Source organism: Sporichthya polymorpha DSM 43042 (genome assembly GCF_000384115.1).
Classification (GTDB): domain Bacteria; phylum Actinomycetota; class Actinomycetes; order Sporichthyales; family Sporichthyaceae; genus Sporichthya; species Sporichthya polymorpha.
Genome location: NZ_KB913029.1, coordinates 4083376 through 4098779, shown reverse-complemented (window position 1 = coordinate 4098779; position 15404 = coordinate 4083376). Strand labels below are relative to the sequence as shown.

At 73.2% G+C, this 15404-nt stretch carries 14 protein-coding genes; 9 read left to right on the top strand and 5 right to left on the bottom strand.

Going from position 1 to position 15404, the window contains the following annotated elements; genetic code table 11:
- Positions 1–33 precede the first annotated feature (33 nt).
- Positions 34–1245, bottom strand: coding sequence for a hemerythrin domain-containing protein (locus SPOPO_RS30700; RefSeq protein WP_019876808.1), 1212 nt, complete (start codon positions 1243–1245; stop codon positions 34–36).
- Positions 1245–1901: a TetR/AcrR family transcriptional regulator gene (locus SPOPO_RS0119975; protein WP_019876807.1), complete on the bottom strand. Its 657-nt coding sequence runs from the start codon at positions 1899–1901 to the stop codon at positions 1245–1247. The genes SPOPO_RS30700 and SPOPO_RS0119975 overlap by 1 nt, the downstream gene beginning before the upstream one ends.
- Before the next feature lie 78 nt (positions 1902–1979).
- On the opposite strand from SPOPO_RS0119975, the gene SPOPO_RS0119970 reads away from it, so the two are divergent.
- From SPOPO_RS0119970 to SPOPO_RS0119950, 5 genes are all read left to right on the top strand, one after another.
- Positions 1980–3311 carry a DNA polymerase IV gene (locus SPOPO_RS0119970; RefSeq protein ID WP_019876806.1) on the top strand — a complete coding sequence of 444 codons (1332 nt, stop codon included), beginning with the start codon at positions 1980–1982 and terminating at the stop codon, positions 3309–3311.
- Between the two features lie 5 nt (positions 3312–3316).
- On the top strand, positions 3317–4009 hold the full coding sequence (locus SPOPO_RS0119965) for a response regulator transcription factor (RefSeq protein WP_019876805.1): 693 nt from the start codon (positions 3317–3319) through the stop codon (positions 4007–4009).
- 14 nt (positions 4010–4023) lie between these two features.
- Positions 4024–5499, top strand: a complete 1476-nt coding sequence (locus SPOPO_RS0119960) for a sensor histidine kinase (protein ID WP_019876804.1) — start codon at positions 4024–4026, stop codon at positions 5497–5499.
- Between the two features lie 82 nt (positions 5500–5581).
- On the top strand, positions 5582–6928 hold the full coding sequence (locus SPOPO_RS0119955) for a S1C family serine protease (protein WP_019876803.1): 1347 nt from the start codon (positions 5582–5584) through the stop codon (positions 6926–6928).
- A gap of 117 nt (positions 6929–7045) precedes the next feature.
- A complete protein-coding gene (locus SPOPO_RS0119950) occupies positions 7046–9079 on the top strand; it encodes a penicillin-binding transpeptidase domain-containing protein (protein ID WP_084671325.1) in 2034 nt (677 codons plus the stop codon).
- Positions 9080–9108: 29 nt separating this feature from the next.
- On the opposite strand, the gene SPOPO_RS30695 is transcribed toward SPOPO_RS0119950, so the two are convergent.
- From SPOPO_RS30695 to SPOPO_RS0119935, 3 genes are all read right to left on the bottom strand, one after another.
- Positions 9109–9891 (bottom strand): ROK family protein, encoded by a 783-nt coding sequence (locus SPOPO_RS30695; protein ID WP_019876801.1) that lies wholly within the window; start codon positions 9889–9891, stop codon positions 9109–9111.
- 42 nt (positions 9892–9933) lie between these two features.
- Positions 9934–10239, bottom strand: a complete 306-nt coding sequence (locus tag SPOPO_RS0119940) for a hypothetical protein (RefSeq protein ID WP_019876800.1) — start codon at positions 10237–10239, stop codon at positions 9934–9936.
- A gap of 88 nt (positions 10240–10327) precedes the next feature.
- Positions 10328–11812, bottom strand: a complete 1485-nt coding sequence (locus SPOPO_RS0119935; protein ID WP_019876799.1) for a CoA-acylating methylmalonate-semialdehyde dehydrogenase — start codon at positions 11810–11812, stop codon at positions 10328–10330.
- A 257-nt stretch (positions 11813–12069) separates the two neighbouring features.
- Here SPOPO_RS0119935 and SPOPO_RS34470 point away from each other — a divergent pair, with 257 nt between their 5' ends.
- From SPOPO_RS34470 to SPOPO_RS0119915, 4 genes are all read left to right on the top strand, one after another.
- Positions 12070–12534, top strand: coding sequence for a hypothetical protein (locus SPOPO_RS34470; protein WP_019876798.1), 465 nt, complete (start codon positions 12070–12072; stop codon positions 12532–12534).
- A 108-nt stretch (positions 12535–12642) separates the two neighbouring features.
- On the top strand, positions 12643–13449 hold the full coding sequence (locus SPOPO_RS0119925; RefSeq protein WP_156870067.1) for a hypothetical protein: 807 nt from the start codon (positions 12643–12645) through the stop codon (positions 13447–13449).
- Positions 13446–13940 carry a hypothetical protein gene (locus SPOPO_RS0119920; protein ID WP_211210930.1) on the top strand — a complete coding sequence of 165 codons (495 nt, stop codon included), beginning with the start codon at positions 13446–13448 and terminating at the stop codon, positions 13938–13940. The genes SPOPO_RS0119925 and SPOPO_RS0119920 overlap by 4 nt, the downstream gene beginning before the upstream one ends.
- A gap of 8 nt (positions 13941–13948) precedes the next feature.
- Positions 13949–15391 (top strand): hypothetical protein, encoded by a 1443-nt coding sequence (locus tag SPOPO_RS0119915; RefSeq protein ID WP_156870065.1) that lies wholly within the window; start codon positions 13949–13951, stop codon positions 15389–15391.
- Positions 15392–15404 lie beyond the last annotated feature (13 nt).

The window sequence follows — 15404 nt, the reverse complement described above, 5'->3', positions numbered from 1 at the left end:
AGGGTGACACCCCTTACTGCGCAGTAAGGGGTGTCACCCTTTTCTGACAGGGGTGGCGGCGGCGGGCGGCGAGGGCGCCGAGGCGCTCGAGGTCGCCGGCGAGGGCGGCGGTGCGATGCGGTGCGGCGGCAGGGTCAGCCAGATCAGCCGCTCGACGGGGACGGGCAGGCTCAGGATCCGGAACGTCTGCGTGATGCGGGTGCCCCCGCCGGGGACGGGCTCGAGGGCGAAGGTCCACTCCGAGCAGTCGCGAACCAGCCGCGGGCCCTGGGTGCGGAACGCGAAGAGCCGGCCCGGCTCCCAGGCGGTGACGACGCAGGGGCGCTTCCAGCGCGACCAGGCCGCCTGATTCGCGCCGACGAAGCGGGCACCCACGCCACCGGACCCGGCGAGCCAGCGGGCGCTGCGGCACTCGTGGCTCCACTCACCGACGCGGGTGACGTCGGTCAGCACGGCCCACACCTGCTCCGGTGACGCGGAGACGGTGACGCTGTTGCTGCCGCCGCACGCGACCTTCCACGGGGAGTACTCCTGGGTCCACCAGCGAGCGAAGGCGCGCTTGCGGTGGCCGCGGCCGGAGACGTTCAGCAGGATCCAGCGCATGGGCCCGGGGACGAGGGCGAGCATCAGGTCGACCTCGTCCGGGGTCGCCCCGTCGAGGATCCAGTGCCCCTCGGTGGCCAACTCGCCCAGCGAGCGGCCCTTGGCGATGCCCTTCTCCCAGGCGTCCCACTCGGCCTTGCTGACGGTCCGTTCGACGACCGGCATGAGGAGTTGCTCCTCCCGGTCCAGGTGCGGCATCAGCACCGGGTTGAGCAGATCGAGGGCGGCGATCACGGCCTCGCGCGCCGCCGCGTCGAGCCGGTAGGCCCGAGCGGCGCTCTCCACCGCGGCGATGCCGGGGTCGAGGGCGTCGTGGTCGGCCTCCATCTCGTCGAGCAGCGCGGCGGCCGCCGGGTCGCGCCGGACCAACGGGTAGAGCCCGATCTCCTCGGCGGAATGGTGCTTGTGCAGGAACGCCATCATCATCAGCAGGTGGTCGGCGAGCGCCACGCGCTGACGGTCGTGCGGGTACGGCAGGGTGTCGAGCACGGCCCGGACGCGCGGCAGGTCGCGTCGCAGGGCGTTGTGGACGGTGCCCATCGTGCGGGTCTCGGCCGGCACGAAGTCGGCGGGGACGCGGTACGCGGGCGCGGGGTCGGTCGGCACGGTCGGGGGCTCGGCGGTGGTGGGGGCGCCGGTCATCAGGAATCTCCAGGTCGCGGGGTGTGGTCGAGGTCGAAGAGGCGGAGAACGCTCTCGGTCACCCAGGTCCGGTAGGTCTCCAGGCTCCAGCCGGCGTACTCGGTCAGCTGGAGGAACACGATGTTGCTGAACAGGGCGTGCACGCCGTCGGCCTCGAGGTCGCTGGGCTCGCGATCGAGGACGAGGGCCAGGGCCTGCCGCGCGGACTCGCGCTGACTGCCGAGCGCCCAGGCGTACATCTCGGCCAGGGCGGGGTCGGCCGCGGCGCCGTGCTCCAGGGCGCGGAAGAGCGGCGCCGTGCGAGGGAACATCCCGGCCAGCAACCCGGCGACCGCCTCGGCCCGCTCCCGTGGGCTCCCGGCGGCGAGCGCCCGGAACTCGGGACGGTCCGCCAGCGGCACCGGCTCGTTGTCGCCGACGACGCTGACGTCCAGCGCCGCCCGCAGGATCTCGGCCTTCGACCCGACCGCGGAGTACACGGTCTCGACCGAGACCCGCGCCTCCTTGGCGACGTCCCGGACCGAGGTGCGCGCCCACCCCCGCTCGGTGAACAGCCGCGTCGCGGCGGCCACCACGTCGAGGCGGGTCGCGGCCGCCGCCTCCCGCCGACGGCGGGAGTCGTAGGTGCGGGTCGCGGAGTGGACGGGAGGGGCCACGGCCGGAAGATTAGAACAGCCATGTATTCGATACAAGTCCGTTCCATCGAAAATCTCCGACCGCACTGACCGGCCACAATGACGCCCGTGCGCACCGAACCGTCCGTCCTCCACCTGGACCTGGACGCTTTCTTCGCGGCGGTCGAGCAGCGGGACAAGCCCTCGCTGCGGGGCAAGCCCGTCGTGGTCGGCGGCATCGGCCCCCGCGGGGTGGTGGCGACCGCGTCCTACGAGGCGCGGGCGTTCGGGATCGGGTCGGCGATGCCGACGGCCCAGGCCCGCGCGCTCTGCCCCAACGCTGCCTTCCTCGGCGGCCGGTTCGATGCGTACCGCGCGGTCAGCGAGATCGTCATGGGCCTGCTGCGCGACCTCTCCCCCGCCGTCGAGCCGCTCTCGCTCGACGAGGCGTTCGCCGACCTCGCCGTGACCGGCTCCGGCTGGGACGTCGAACGGGTCCGGACCGTCGCTGCGGACCTCAGGGCTGCCGTCCACGACGCCACGGGCCTGACCGCCTCCGTCGGGGCCGGCACGTCGAAGCTGCTCGCCAAGATCGCCTCCGACCTCGACAAGCCCGACGGGCTCGTCGTCGTCGAACCCGGCACCGAGCTGGACCTGCTGCACCCGATGCCGGTCCGCAAGCTCTGGACGGTCGGCCCCGCGACCGCCGAACGCCTGCGCCGGGCGGGGGTGCACACGGTCGCGGACCTCGCCGCGGTCGACGAGTCCGAGCTCGTCGGGCTGCTCGGACAGGCGCACGGCAAGCTGCTCGCCCGCCTCAGCCGCGGCGAGGACGACCGTCCGGTCTCCCCGCACCGGGAGTCGAAGTCGGTCAGCGTCGAGGACACCTTCGAACGCGACGTCGTCGAGCGCGCCCTGCTGACCGAGACCTGCGACCGGATGGCCGCGACGGTCTCGCGCCGCCTGCGCGCCGCGTCCCTGTCCGGACGGACCGTCACGGTGAAGATCCGCCGCCACGACTTCCAGTCCCACACCCGCTCGACGACCCTGCCCGGCCCGACCGACGACGCCCGCACGATCTCCGCGACCGCGCGCCGGCTCCTGGCCGAGATCGACACCTCCGACGGCATCCGGCTGCTCGGGGTCGGGGTCTCCGGACTGGTCGACTGGGCCCAGGAGGACCTGTTCGCCGAGGACGCCGAGGACGAGGCGCCCGAGCCCACCCCCGAGCCCGCGGGGCCGACGGTCCGGCGCTGGACGCCGGGTCAGGACGTCCGCCACGCCGTCCACGGCGACGGGTGGGTGCAGGGCAGCGGGGTCGGCCGGGTGACGGTCCGGTTCGAGACCCGCTGGACCCCGCCGGGCCGGGTCCGGACGTTCGCGATCGACGACCCGGACCTCACCGAACGCCCCGCGGTGCTGCCGGGAGGCGGTACCCCTGGGGCAGGATGAGCGCCATGCGCATCCTTGTGGTCGACGACGACCGGTCCGTGCGGGAGTCGCTGCGTCGGTCGTTGACCTTCAACGGGTACGACGTCGACGTCGCGGCGGACGGTGAGGAGGCCCTCACCCAGGTCGCGACGAGCCGGCCGGACGCCCTCGTGCTCGACGTGATGATGCCCCGCATGGGTGGGCTGGACGCGTGCCGCCAGCTCCGCGCGGGCGGCGACGACGTCCCGATCCTCGTGCTCACCGCACGGGACTCGGTCGAGGACCGGGTCGCGGGGCTCGACGCGGGCGCCGACGACTACCTGCCGAAGCCGTTCGCCCTCGAGGAGCTGCTGGCCCGGCTGCGCGCCCTGCTCCGCCGCAGCGCGACCGCGACCGAGGGCGCCGCGACCAACGCGCCGCTCGTGTTCTCCGACCTCTCCCTGAACGCGATCACCCGGGAGGTCCGCCGCGGCGAGCACCACGTCCGGCTGACCCGCACCGAGTTCGCCCTGCTCGAACTGTTCATGCGTCACCCCCGCGAGGTCCTCAGCCGCGAGCGGATCCTCGAGGAGGTCTGGGGGTTCGACTTCCCGACGACCGCCAACTCGCTCGAGGTCTACGTCGGCTACCTGCGCCGCAAGACCGAGGCCGAGGGCGGGTCCCGCCTGGTCCACACGGTGCGCGGCGTCGGATACGTGCTGCGCGAGTCTCCCCCCTGAGCACGGGCCTGACGATGCGTCAGAACGGCCTCCCGCCGGAGAAATCGCCGGCTCCGGAGCCGGGTCACCGCCGCCACCGCCGGGCCGCGGGGCAGATCGTCCAGCGGACGTGGGGCCGGCTGACCCTCCGGGTCCGCGTCGCCGCGTTCATCTCACTCGTCGTCGGCCTCACGGTCGCCATCACCTCGCTCGCGGTGTGGCTCACCGCGCGCGTGCAGTACTACGACAACTTCGACGACACGCTCGTCGGCCGCGCGCGAGCACTGCTGCAGACGCCGGCCGCGGACCCCACGCAGGTCGTCCGCTTCCCCGAGGGCACGTTCGCCGCCGCCGGCACCCGGCTCGCGATCGTCTACGCCGACGGGACGCCGTTCTCCTCCAAGGGCCCCGACGACCAGCCGCCGGTCGGCCAGCCCGAGATCGCGGTCGCGCTCGGGGCGTCGGACTTCTCCCTGCGGACCGCACGGACGATCGACGGCGAGCAGTTCCGCGTCGTCGCGATCCCGTCGGAACGGGGCTCGGAGCCGCGGACCGCCTTCGTCCTCGCCCAGACCACCAAGGACATCGACCGCACGCTGCGCTCGCTCGCCACCGCCCTGCTCGTCATCGGCGGCGTCGGGATCGGGCTCGCGGCCTACGCCGGGGTCTACGTCGCCCGGCAGGGCCTGCGCCCGGTCAGCCAGCTCACCGAGGCCGCCGAGCACGTCGCGCGGACCGGCGACCTGCGCCGGATCGAGATCCACGGCAACGACGAACTCGCCCGGCTCGGCACGAGCTTCAACGAGATGCTCACCGCCGTCGAGCGGTCCCGGGAGCTGCAGCGCCGCCTCGTCGGGGACGCCGGCCACGAACTGCGGACACCGCTGACCAGCCTGCGCACCAACCTCGACCTGCTGGCCCAGGCCGAGGGCCGGGCGGGGCTCTCCGACCAGGACCGGTCCGAACTGCTCGACGACGTCCGCGCCCAGGTCGAGGAGCTCACCGGCCTGGTCGGCGACCTCGTCGAGCTCTCGCGGGACGACGTCGACCGGTTCGAGGGCCGCGAGCTCGACATGGCCGAGATCCTCGGCACCGCCGTCGAGCGCGCACGCCGACGGGCCCCGACCGTCGACTTCGACGTCACACTCCGGCCCTGGACGGTCTTCGGCGACGCCCGCGCGCTCGAACGGGCCGTGCTGAACCTGCTGGACAACGCGGGCAAATGGAGCCCGCCGGGCGGGACCGTCACCGTCCGGTTGACGGATGGTGTGATCACCGTCGCCGACCAGGGTCCGGGCATCGCCGAGGGGGATCTGCCGTTCATCTTCGACCGCTTCTACCGGGCCGAGGAGTCGCGCAACATGCCCGGCTCCGGGCTCGGGCTCGCGATCGTGCGCCAGGCGGCCGAGCGCCACGGAGGGTCGGTGACCGCGGATAAGGCCCCCGGGGGCGGGGCACTACTGACATTACGGCTGCCACACTCTTCCTCGGTGACGCACACGGAGCTTTAAGCCGACGCATAGTGAGGGTCGGCACCGTGATCACATGACGCGAACAGGACCCGGGTGGGGTCGTGAGGGAGACAGGGCGACGGTGAGCGACGAACGCGGGGGGACCTTTCCGCCGAACAACCCACCCAGCGAGGACTCCTGGGCCTCGGGCGCGGTCTACGGGCAGTCCAGCTACGGGACCGACGACAGCGCCGCGGGCCCCTACGGCACCCAGCCCGTGTACGGCGCGTACACGCCCCCGGCGTCCACGCCGCCCCCGTCGTCGTGGGACTACGGCTACTCCCCGCCGGCGGCCGACCCGGCCCCGGCGGCGGGCAGCGGCTGGCCCACCCAGCCGCCCGTCTACACGCCGGCCCCCGAGCCGCGGCGCAACTACGGGGCGCTGGCCGCGATCGCGGTCGTCGCGGCGCTGATCGGCGGTGCCGTCGGCGGCACGATCGCCTCCAGCGACGACGGCCCCAGCCCGGCGATCAGCTCCCTGAGCACCAACGCGAACGGCGAGGTCAAGCCGGTCGCCGCCGCGCCTCAGGGCACGATCGAGCAGGTCGCGGCGAAGGTGCTGCCCAGCGTCGTCTCGATCGACGTCTTCCAGGGCGCCGGCCTCGGCTCCGGCAGCGGCGTCGTCATCAGCTCCGACGGCCTGATCCTGACCAACAACCACGTCGCCGGCCAGGGTCAGCTCTCGGTCGTGTTCTCCGACGGCCGCTCCGTGCGCGCGCGCCTGGTCAAGGCCGACCCGAGCACCGACCTCGCCGTCATCAAGGCCGAGGGCGTCACCGACGCGGTGCCGATCACGTTCGGCAGCTCCGGTGATCTGCGGGTGGGTCAGGAGGTCGTGGCGATCGGCGCCCCGCTCGGTCTGGCCGGCACGGTCACGACCGGCATCGTCAGCGCGCTGAACCGGCCGGTCATCCCCCAGGAGGGCCAGGGCGGCGACGACAGCGTCATCGACGGCATCCAGACCGACGCCCCGATCAACCCGGGCAACTCCGGCGGCGCGCTGGTCGACCTCAACGGCAACCTGATCGGCATCACGTCGGCGATCGCCTCGCTCGGCAGCGCGTTCGGTGGACAGTCCGGCTCGATCGGTCTCGGCTTCGCGATCCCGATCGACCAGGCCAAGATCATCGCCGAGCAGCTGGCGAAGGGTCAGACCGTCAAGCACGCGCTGCTCGGCGTCCAGGTCACCAGTTCGACCAACGCGACCCAGCGCGGCGCGCTGATCCGCGCGGTCACCCCCGGCGGGGCGGCCGAGAAGGCCGGCCTGCGCAGCGGCGACGTCGTCACCCGCATGGACAGCCGCGTCATCTCCGACGAGGCCGCCCTCGTCGCGGGCGTCCGGTCCCAGCAGCCGGGCACCAAGGTCAAGCTGACCTACGTCCGGGACGGGGAGACCCGCACGGCCGACGTCACGCTCGGAAGTGACTGACCGTCGCGCCAACCGTCCGGTCGCAGTGCCGAGCTTGACCCGATGCGCTTGCTTTTTGGTCACACCCCGGGGATTCGGATGATCATTTCTCCGCCCCGGCGGGTTGAATAGAGCGCGATGCCTGCTTCTACGACCCGGTCGGTCCGCAGCGCCGCCGCCACCCTGGCGGCGGCGTTGCTGATCAGTGGCTGCGGTGTGTTCGGGGGCGGCGGAGAAGGCGCCGGCCCGGGCGGCAGCGGCCCCCGCGGGGCCGGCGAGAGCTTCCTCGCCGACTGGGCCGCCGGCAAGTACCCCGAGGCGGGCAGGCGGACGACGGAGCCGACCGCCGCCTCCGGCGCCCTGACCGACATGCAGGACACGCTGCGCCTCGGCAAGCGCGAGTTCGACGCCGGCGGCCTCTCGGGCGACTGCGACAGCGCCAACGGGTGCCGGCTCGACTTCGACGCCGCCGTCGAACTCGGCGGCCTCGGCGAGTGGCGCTACGAGTCCTCGCTCCAGATCGTGAGCGTGCAGACCTCCGCGGGCGAGAGCGAGTGGAAGGTCCGCTGGGCGCCGAGCATCCTGCACCCCCGGATGACCGAGCAGACGGCCTTCAGCCGCCTGCGTGCCCTGCCGCCCCGGGCGCCGATCCTGGACCGCAACAACACTCCCCTGGTCCGTCAGGAGCCGGTCGTGCGCATCGGCGTGCGGGCGGGTTCGGTGCCCGACGGCGCGATCGAGGACATCGCCGAGATCACCAACGTCAACGTCGACGGGTTGCGGATCCGTACGGCCCAGGCCGAGGAGGGCGACCTCGTCGAGGCGGTCGTGCTGCGCGAGCCGCAGTTCAACGCGCTCCGCTCCGAGATCGAGGCGGTCGACGGCGCGGTCATCGTCCGCGACACCCTCACGCTCGCTCCGACGCGGCAGTTCGCGCGCGAGGTCCTCGGCACCGTCGGCAACGCGACGCCGAACGCCCTCGCGAACGCCGGCCCGACCGCGAGCGACGAGGACTCGCTCGGCCTGTTCGGCCTGCAGGCGCTGTACCAGAAGCAACTCGCCGGCCGGGCGAGCGGACGCATCGACCTCGTCGACATCGACACCGGCGAGCCGGTCGAGACGCTCATCGAGTTCGTCGGCGTGCCCGGCAGCCCGGTGCACACGACGTTGGACACACGGATCCAGACCGCGGCCGAACAGGCCGTCGCCCTGACCGATGAGAACTCCTCGCTGGTCGCGATCGACACGACGACCGGCCACGTCCTCGCCGTCGCGAGCGGCCCGCCCGACAAGGCCGGGGAGGACCGTGCGCTGAACGGCCAGTACGCGCCCGGCACCGCGTTCAAGATGGTCGGCGCGCTCGCCCTGCTGCAGAGCGGGCTGACGCTGCGCGACCCGATCGGCTGCCCCGCGTCGGTGACGATCGAGGGCAAGAAGTTCGAGAACTACGACGGTCTCGGCAATCGCGGGCAGCTCTCGCTGGAGCAGAACTTCGCGCAGTCCTGCAACACGTCCTTCGCCCGGCGCATCGCCGACCTCGACACCGACGCCCTCGCCGACGCGGCCGAGGCGTTCGGCGTCGGCGGCAACTGGGACCTGCTGGTCAACACGTTCTCCGGCGACGTGCCCCCGGCCCGCGACCGCCTCGACCTCGCCAACGCCGCGATCGGCCAGGGCCGCGTGCTGATGAGCCCGCTCGCGATGGCCGTCGTCGCCGCCGCGATCGCGGACGGCACCCCGCGCTACCCGCGCCTGGTGCTCGACGACCGGCCCCCGCGCACCTCCCCGCCGGCGAACCCGGCGATCGTGCCCCAGCCGGGCACGGTCCCGAGCACCGAGCCGCCGGTGCCGCCGTCCCCGTCACCGACGCCCGAGTTCGTCCCGGCCGAGGACGACCGCCCGACGCTGCCGCCGCTCCCCTACGCCTCGGAGCTGCGCGAGCTCCTCCAGGTCGGCGCGAGCCACGGCACCGCGAAGCCGGCCCACGTGCGGCCGACCGTCGGCGCCACCACCGGCACCGCCCTCTACGGCAGCGACACCGAGCCCGGCCGCCACGCCTGGCTGGTCGGGTACAACGGGAACATCGCGTTCGCCGTCATCGTCGAGCGCGGCACCAGCGGCGCCGCGACCGCCGGCCCGCTCGCGCGGGCGTTCCTGAACGCGATCCTCTGACCGATCCTGACGGCTGGTCAGCAGGCCGCTCAGTCCCAGCTCTGCTGCCAGAGCTGGAAGCCCCCGCGGAGCCCGGCCTCGTTGCCGACGCGGGTGTGCTCGAACGACAGGTCGCCGACGAGGTGTTTGGCGTTGCCGCCGCCGACGTAGAGCCGGTCCCACCACAGGACCGCGTGCCAGCGGGCCAGCGCGCGATCGAAGCGGCGGGTCCAGGAGCGGTTGCCGATGGCCCGGCGGGCGTGGTCGCCGAGCTGCTGGTCGTAGGTCTCGCCGCGGCGGAACGGGGCCTGGGAGAGCTCGAGTTTGGGCAGGATCCGGCCGTTGTCGAACAGCGCCGCGCCGAGGCCCGTCCCGAGCGCGAGGAGCACCTCGAACCCCTGACCGGTCACGACCCCGAACCCGGCGAGCTCGGCGTCGTTGACGACGCGGACGGGGCAGGCGAACGCCTTGTGGATCGCGGTCGCGGCGTCGTAGTTGCGCCAGGCCGCGAGCAGGTCGGGCCGGACCGGGGTGAACGGGCCGGCCTCGGTGACGAAGTGCGGGGTGGCGAGCACGCACCCGCCGCGGATCATCCCGGGCAGGCCGACCGAGATCCGGTCGAAGGCCGGCAGCTGCTCCGCGACGTCCTGCAGCGTGCCGATCAGCCGCTCGGGCGGGCACGGGTAGGGCGTGCGGACGCGCACGCGGTCGACGAGCGGAACGCCCGCGCCGTCGAGCACGGTGGCCTTGAGACCGGTCCCGCCGACGTCGAACGTGAGGGTCCGCTCACCGGGCGCACCCGGTCCCCCGGCAGGTTGCTCCGGATCGTCCACGTGAGGAGACGATACGCGGCCCGGTCGGGCGGAGTTCGCAGGTCAGGCCCCGGAACCGCCGAGGGGCGTCAGGCCGGTGGAGAGCTCCGCGAGGAGCGCGGCGTAGGTCTCCCGGATCTCGTCCAGCGTCGCGGGGTCGGCCTGAGCCAGGGTCCGGCAGAGGGCGACGGCCGCGTCGCGGGCGTTCTGCAGCTCGGCGATCGCCGCGCGGTCCGGACGGGGGCGGGCCTGCTCCCGGGCGATCCGGGTGCCCTGAAGGGCGATCACCCGGCCGACCAGGGTGATGGTGGAGGTGAAGTCGCCGGTGCGGTCGAGCGGGTGTTCCAGGGTTTGAGCGGGGGCGTTCATTCTCGACACGGTAAGGAAGTACGGGGCCGTACAGGTTTCGCGAATGTTTAACCTGTGGGCACCCCGGCCCCCCGGTAACCCGTTCGGCCTAACGCGCGGTCGGGAAGTGCAACGCAGCGTCGGAGGCGGCGCTCTCCGGCCACCGGCTGGTCACCGCCTTGGCCCGTGTGTAGAACCGGACCCCCTCCGCTCCGTGCACGTGGGTGTCGCCGAACAGCGAGTCCTTCCAGCCGCCGAAGCTGTAGAACGCCATCGGCACCGGGATCGGCACGTTGACCCCGACCATCCCGACCGAGACCTCACGGGTGAACCGCCGGGCCGCCGCCCCGCTGCCGGTGAAGATCGCGACGCCGTTGCCGTACGGGTTCGCGTTGACCAGCGCGACCGCCTCCTCGAAGCTCCCCACCCGGACGACCGAGAGCACCGGGCCGAAGATCTCGTCCGCGTACGCCTCGCTGGCCGGGCTGACGCCGTCGAGCAGTGTGGGGCCGACCCAGAAGCCGCTCTCGTGCCCCGGGACGACCACGGCGCGGCCGTCGACGACGACCCGGGCGTCGGTGCGTTCCACGTACCCGCGGACGCGATCGGCGGCCTCGGCGGTCACCAGCGGGCCCATCTCGGAGCCCGCGGCCCGGCCGGGACCGACCGCGATCGCGGACGCGCGGGCGGCGAGGCGCTCGACGAGCCCGTCGGCGGCGTCGCCCACCGCGACGACGACCGAGATCGCCATGCAGCGCTGGCCGGCCGACCCGTACCCGGCGGCGGTGAGCTCGGCGGCGGCGTTGTCGAGGTCGGCGTCGGGCAGCACCACAGCGTGGTTCTTGGCCCCGCCGAGGGCCTGCACGCGCTTGCCCGCCGCGCTCGCCCGGCCGTGCACGTACCGGGCGACCGGCGTCGAGCCGACGAAGGAGACCGCCGCGACGTCCGGGTGGTCGAGCAGGGCGTCGACCGCGGTCTTGTCGCCGTGGACGACGTTGAACACGCCCGCCGGCAGTCCGGCCTCGGCGTAGAGCTTCGCGACGAGCATCGACGCCGACGGATCCCGCTCGCTGGGCTTGAGGACGAACGTGTTGCCGGCCGCGATCGCGATCGGGTGCATCCACAGCGGGACCATCGCCGGGAAGTTGAACGGCGTGATCCCGGCGCAGACGCCGAGGGGCTGGCGGAACGAGTACGCGTCGACGTTGGTCGAGACCTGGTCGGAGTACTCGCCCTTGAGCAGGTGCGGGATCCCGCAGGCGAACTCGACGACCTCGAGGCCGCGCGTCACCTCGCCCCGGGCGTCGGCGAGGGTCTTGCCGTGCTCGTCGGTGATCGCCTCGGCGACGGCGTCGAGATTGCGGTGCAGCAGCTCCCGGAACGCGAACAGGATGCGCGCCCGCGCGACCAGGGACGTCTCCCGCCAGCCGTCGGCGGCCTTGACCGCCGCCTGGACGGCCGCGTCGGCCTCGGCGGGGTCCGCAAGCGCGACCGAGGCCTGGATCTCCCCCGTCGCCGGCTGGAACACCGGACCCCGGCGGCCCGAGGCCCCGGGCGTCTGGGCGCCACCGATCCAATGGCCGATCTCGCGCACCGGGCCTCCACGGGAGTTCGAAGTGGATCACCAGTATCGGGGCCCGGGACCGCCCGCCGTGCTCCATTCCCCCGACCGGTTCGGGCCGACCCGTTCGTACTTAGGTCCTCCTTGGCTTGGTGTCTTTGGTTGCCCGGTTTCGGGACTTTGGTCTCGTCACCCGATGGGCCCCTTTCGTCGAAGTTGGTGTCAGCCCGCACGGAGCGGGCGCCCGCAGGGAGCACCTGCGAAACACGAACTCAAAGGGGACTCCCGAGATGCGCATCGTCACCAAGAAGAAGGCCGCTGTTGTCGTCGCCGTCGCCGCTGTTGCGATCGCCGGTGCGGGTGGCGCGTACGCCTACTGGACCACTTCCGGTGAGGGCTCCGCGACCGGCGCCGCCGGCACCAACACCGCCTTCACGATCACCCAGGTGGGCAACGTCACCGGTCTCGTCCCCGGAGTCCCGCAGACCGTGAACTTCAAGGTGAACAACGGCGCCAACTTCGCTCAGTACCTCACCGGCGTCACCGCCTCGGTCGCGGGCACGACCACCGGCAACGGCAGCGGCCCGGCGTGCACCGTCGCGGACTACCAAGTCGACCAGGTCGCCATCGCCGCCGGTCAGATCGCTGGGAACTCGAGCCAGACGGGCACCGCCGTCGTGATGCTCAAGAACACCAACGCGAACCAGGACAACTGCAAGGGCGCGACGGTCACCCTGGCCTTCACGTCCAACTAAGGATCGACCCGGGCCGGCGGAGCGAGTTCCGCCGGCCCTCGCACGCCCGGGCGTCAGGTCCGGACCGACACCGCCGAAGTGAACACCACGGGGACCGAGGGGAACGCGATGACCGAGCAGACGGAGGAGCGGCGCCGACGCCGCGGAGCCGTTCTTCTCGGTCTGCTCGCGTTGCTCCTCACCGGCGTGTTCGCGTTCCTCGCCTCGCTGGCGACCGGTGCCGCGGCGCCGCCGCTGCGGATCGCGGTCGAGCCGGGGGCGGTCGTCCTCGGGGACCAGCGGTCCGCCGAGTACGCCCTCACGCTGCTGCGTGGTTCGGAGGTGGGCCCGGTGACCTTCACCGCGGCCGCGCTCCCGCCGTTCGCCTCGGCGCAGTTCACGCCGGCGACCACCAGCGGCGTCAGCTCCACGCTCGTCGTCACCGTCGACGAGAAGTTCACCCCGGCCGGCGACTACGACATCGTCGTGCGCGCCACCGGGAACGACGCCGTCGCGGGTACCACCGTCCGCCTGACGCTGCGCCCCGCCGCCTCCGCGGCGCCCGGCCTTCCGCTCACGCTGACCGGCCTGCCGGCGACGACCCTGCGCCCCGGCATCACCGCGCCCATCGACGTCGAGCTGACGAACAACAACGCGACCGACCTCGCCGTCGAGGCGCTCGGCGTGGACCTCGCCATCGCGGCCGCCCCGAACGCGACCGGCCGCCTGGTGTGCACCGTCGCGGACTTCGACGTCACGCCGTACACCGGCCCGACGCTGACGCTGCCGGCCGGCACCACCCGGACGCTGTCCGAGCTCGGGATTCCCGCCGCGCAGTGGCCGCGGGTCCGCATGCTCAACACCCCGGTGAACCAGGACGGCTGCAAGAACGCCGCGCTGCGCTTCACCTACGGCGCCACCGGGCGGGCCTCGTGAGCCGCCACGCCGCGCCGAAGACGCGCGTCCGCCGAGCCGCGGTGACCGCCGCGCTCGTCGTCGGCGCCGTCACGCTCCCGACCGGGGTCGCGCAGGCGTACTGGCGAACGACCGGCTCAGGCACCGGCTCCGCGACCGCGGGCAACCTCTCGCCGCTGACCGGCGTGGCCTCGACGGCCTCCGTCGCCGGCACGCTGGCTCCGGGTTCGGTCGGCACGCTGGTGCTCGCCGTGCGCAACCCGAACTCGATGCCGATCACCGTCACCGCGGTGACCGCCGGCGCCGGCGCGGTCGGCGTCAGCGGCTCGCTCGGCACCTGCACCAACCCCGCCGTCACCGTCGTGCCCCAGACCGGGCTGTCGACCGTGGTCGCCCCGGGCGCGAGCGTTTCGATTCCGCTTCCCGGCGCAGTGACCATGGGACAGGCCGACAACGGGTGCCAGGGTGCAAACTTCTCGGTGCCCGTCACCGTGACCGGACGGATCTCGTGACTCTGCGCATGCCACGGCGGCGTTCCCGCTACCTCGTGCCGCTGGCGCTCGCGGCCGCGGTCCTCGGGCCGACGGCGGCGTACGGGTTCTGGACCGTCACGTCCTCCGACGTGAACGGCTCCGCGCGCGCCGACGTGATCGGCTCGCCGTCGGTCCAAGCCAGCCTCAGCGGGGGCGAGGTCCGCATCGCGGTGACCGCTCCCGGGTCCGGGCCGGTCCCCACCTCCTACCGCGTCGACCGCACGTCGCCGTCGGCGAAGTCGGGCGTCTGCACGATCACCGCGGACTCCGCCGGCGTCGGGACCTGCCTCGACAACGACCCGTCGGTGCTGGCGACCAACACCTACCGCGTCTTCGCCGTCGCCGGCCCGTGGACGGCGCTGCCCGCGAACGCGCCGACGACGAGCATCTTCGTCCCGGTCGTCGACCGGGCCCTGACCGTCGCGGTGTCCCCCGCGACGGCCGGATCGAGCACGACGCTGGAACTGACCGCCACCACCGCCGGCCTGCGGGACCTGCTCTACAACGGAACCAGGAACCTGCTGATCACCGGCGCCGCGGACAGCCCCAATGGCACCGCGCCGACCTACCCGGTCACCGCCACCTTCTCCGCCGGCCGGGCGACGGTCTCGGTCGTGCTGACCAACGCCGCGCCGACGGTGCTGACCGTCGTGAGCGAGGGCCGCTCCGGCTCGAGCTCGTCGTTTCCCGTCGCTCCCGCGAGCGCGGCGACCTACGCCCTCACCGGGCCGGCGACGGCGCAGGCCGGCGTCACGTACACGCTCGCCAAGGTCACCGCGACCGACGCGTACGGCAACCTCGCCACCGGGCACACCGGCAGCCGGGTGCTGACCTGGTCCGGCGCCGGCACCGCGGCCAACGGGGCCACCCCGACCGCGTCCACGACCGCGACCTTCACGGGCGGCGTCGCGACCAACGTCGCCCTGACGCTGGTGAAGGCCGAGACCGCGATGCTGCGGGCGACCACCGGCGGCATCACCACCCCGAGCGCGCTGCGGATCACCGTCGGGGGTGGCCTGCCGACCTCCGCCGCCTGGGCCGGGATCTCCTCCGTCGTCCCCGGGACCGGACTCGTCAACTGCGCCGGGCAGAACTGCTCCGCGTTCCAGCTGGGCAACGAGGGCGGCATCGAGGGCACTATCGCGCTCACCGACGCCTACGGCAACCCCGCCGCGAACCCAGGCACCGGTTGGTCGCTCACCTTCGTCGCCGTCAAGACCAAGGGCCAGGGCACGGGCGACTTCACCGTCGAAGGCCGGGCCGGCAACCCGCTCACGCACACGATCCCCGCGACCGGCGCCAGCTCCGTCACCTTCCGGTACATGCACCCCGGCAACGCGGACTGGAAGGACGACGTGACGATCACCCTCAGCCGGCCGAACGGCACCGTCGCCGCGACCCTCACCGCCGCCCTGTACAAGACCCAGTAGCGCCGTCCCCCCG

Excerpts from the sequence above, each read along its gene's own strand:
- SPOPO_RS0119965 (WP_019876805.1), top strand. The coding sequence starts at position 3,317 with ATGCGCATCCTTGTGGTCGACGACGACCGGTCCGTGCGGGAGTCGCTG.
- SPOPO_RS0119960 (WP_019876804.1), top strand. The coding sequence starts at position 4,024 with ATGCGTCAGAACGGCCTCCCGCCGGAGAAATCGCCGGCTCCGGAGCCG.
- SPOPO_RS0119970 (WP_019876806.1), top strand. The coding sequence starts at position 1,980 with ATGACGCCCGTGCGCACCGAACCGTCCGTCCTCCACCTGGACCTGGAC.
- SPOPO_RS34470 (WP_019876798.1), top strand. The coding sequence starts at position 12,070 with ATGCGCATCGTCACCAAGAAGAAGGCCGCTGTTGTCGTCGCCGTCGCC.
- SPOPO_RS0119940 (WP_019876800.1), bottom strand. The coding sequence starts at position 10,239 with ATGAACGCCCCCGCTCAAACCCTGGAACACCCGCTCGACCGCACCGGC.
- SPOPO_RS0119950 (WP_084671325.1), top strand. The coding sequence starts at position 7,046 with ATGCCTGCTTCTACGACCCGGTCGGTCCGCAGCGCCGCCGCCACCCTG.
- SPOPO_RS0119915 (WP_156870065.1), top strand. The coding sequence starts at position 13,949 with ATGCCACGGCGGCGTTCCCGCTACCTCGTGCCGCTGGCGCTCGCGGCC.
- SPOPO_RS30700 (WP_019876808.1), bottom strand. The coding sequence starts at position 1,245 with ATGACCGGCGCCCCCACCACCGCCGAGCCCCCGACCGTGCCGACCGAC.
- SPOPO_RS0119925 (WP_156870067.1), top strand. The coding sequence starts at position 12,643 with ATGACCGAGCAGACGGAGGAGCGGCGCCGACGCCGCGGAGCCGTTCTT.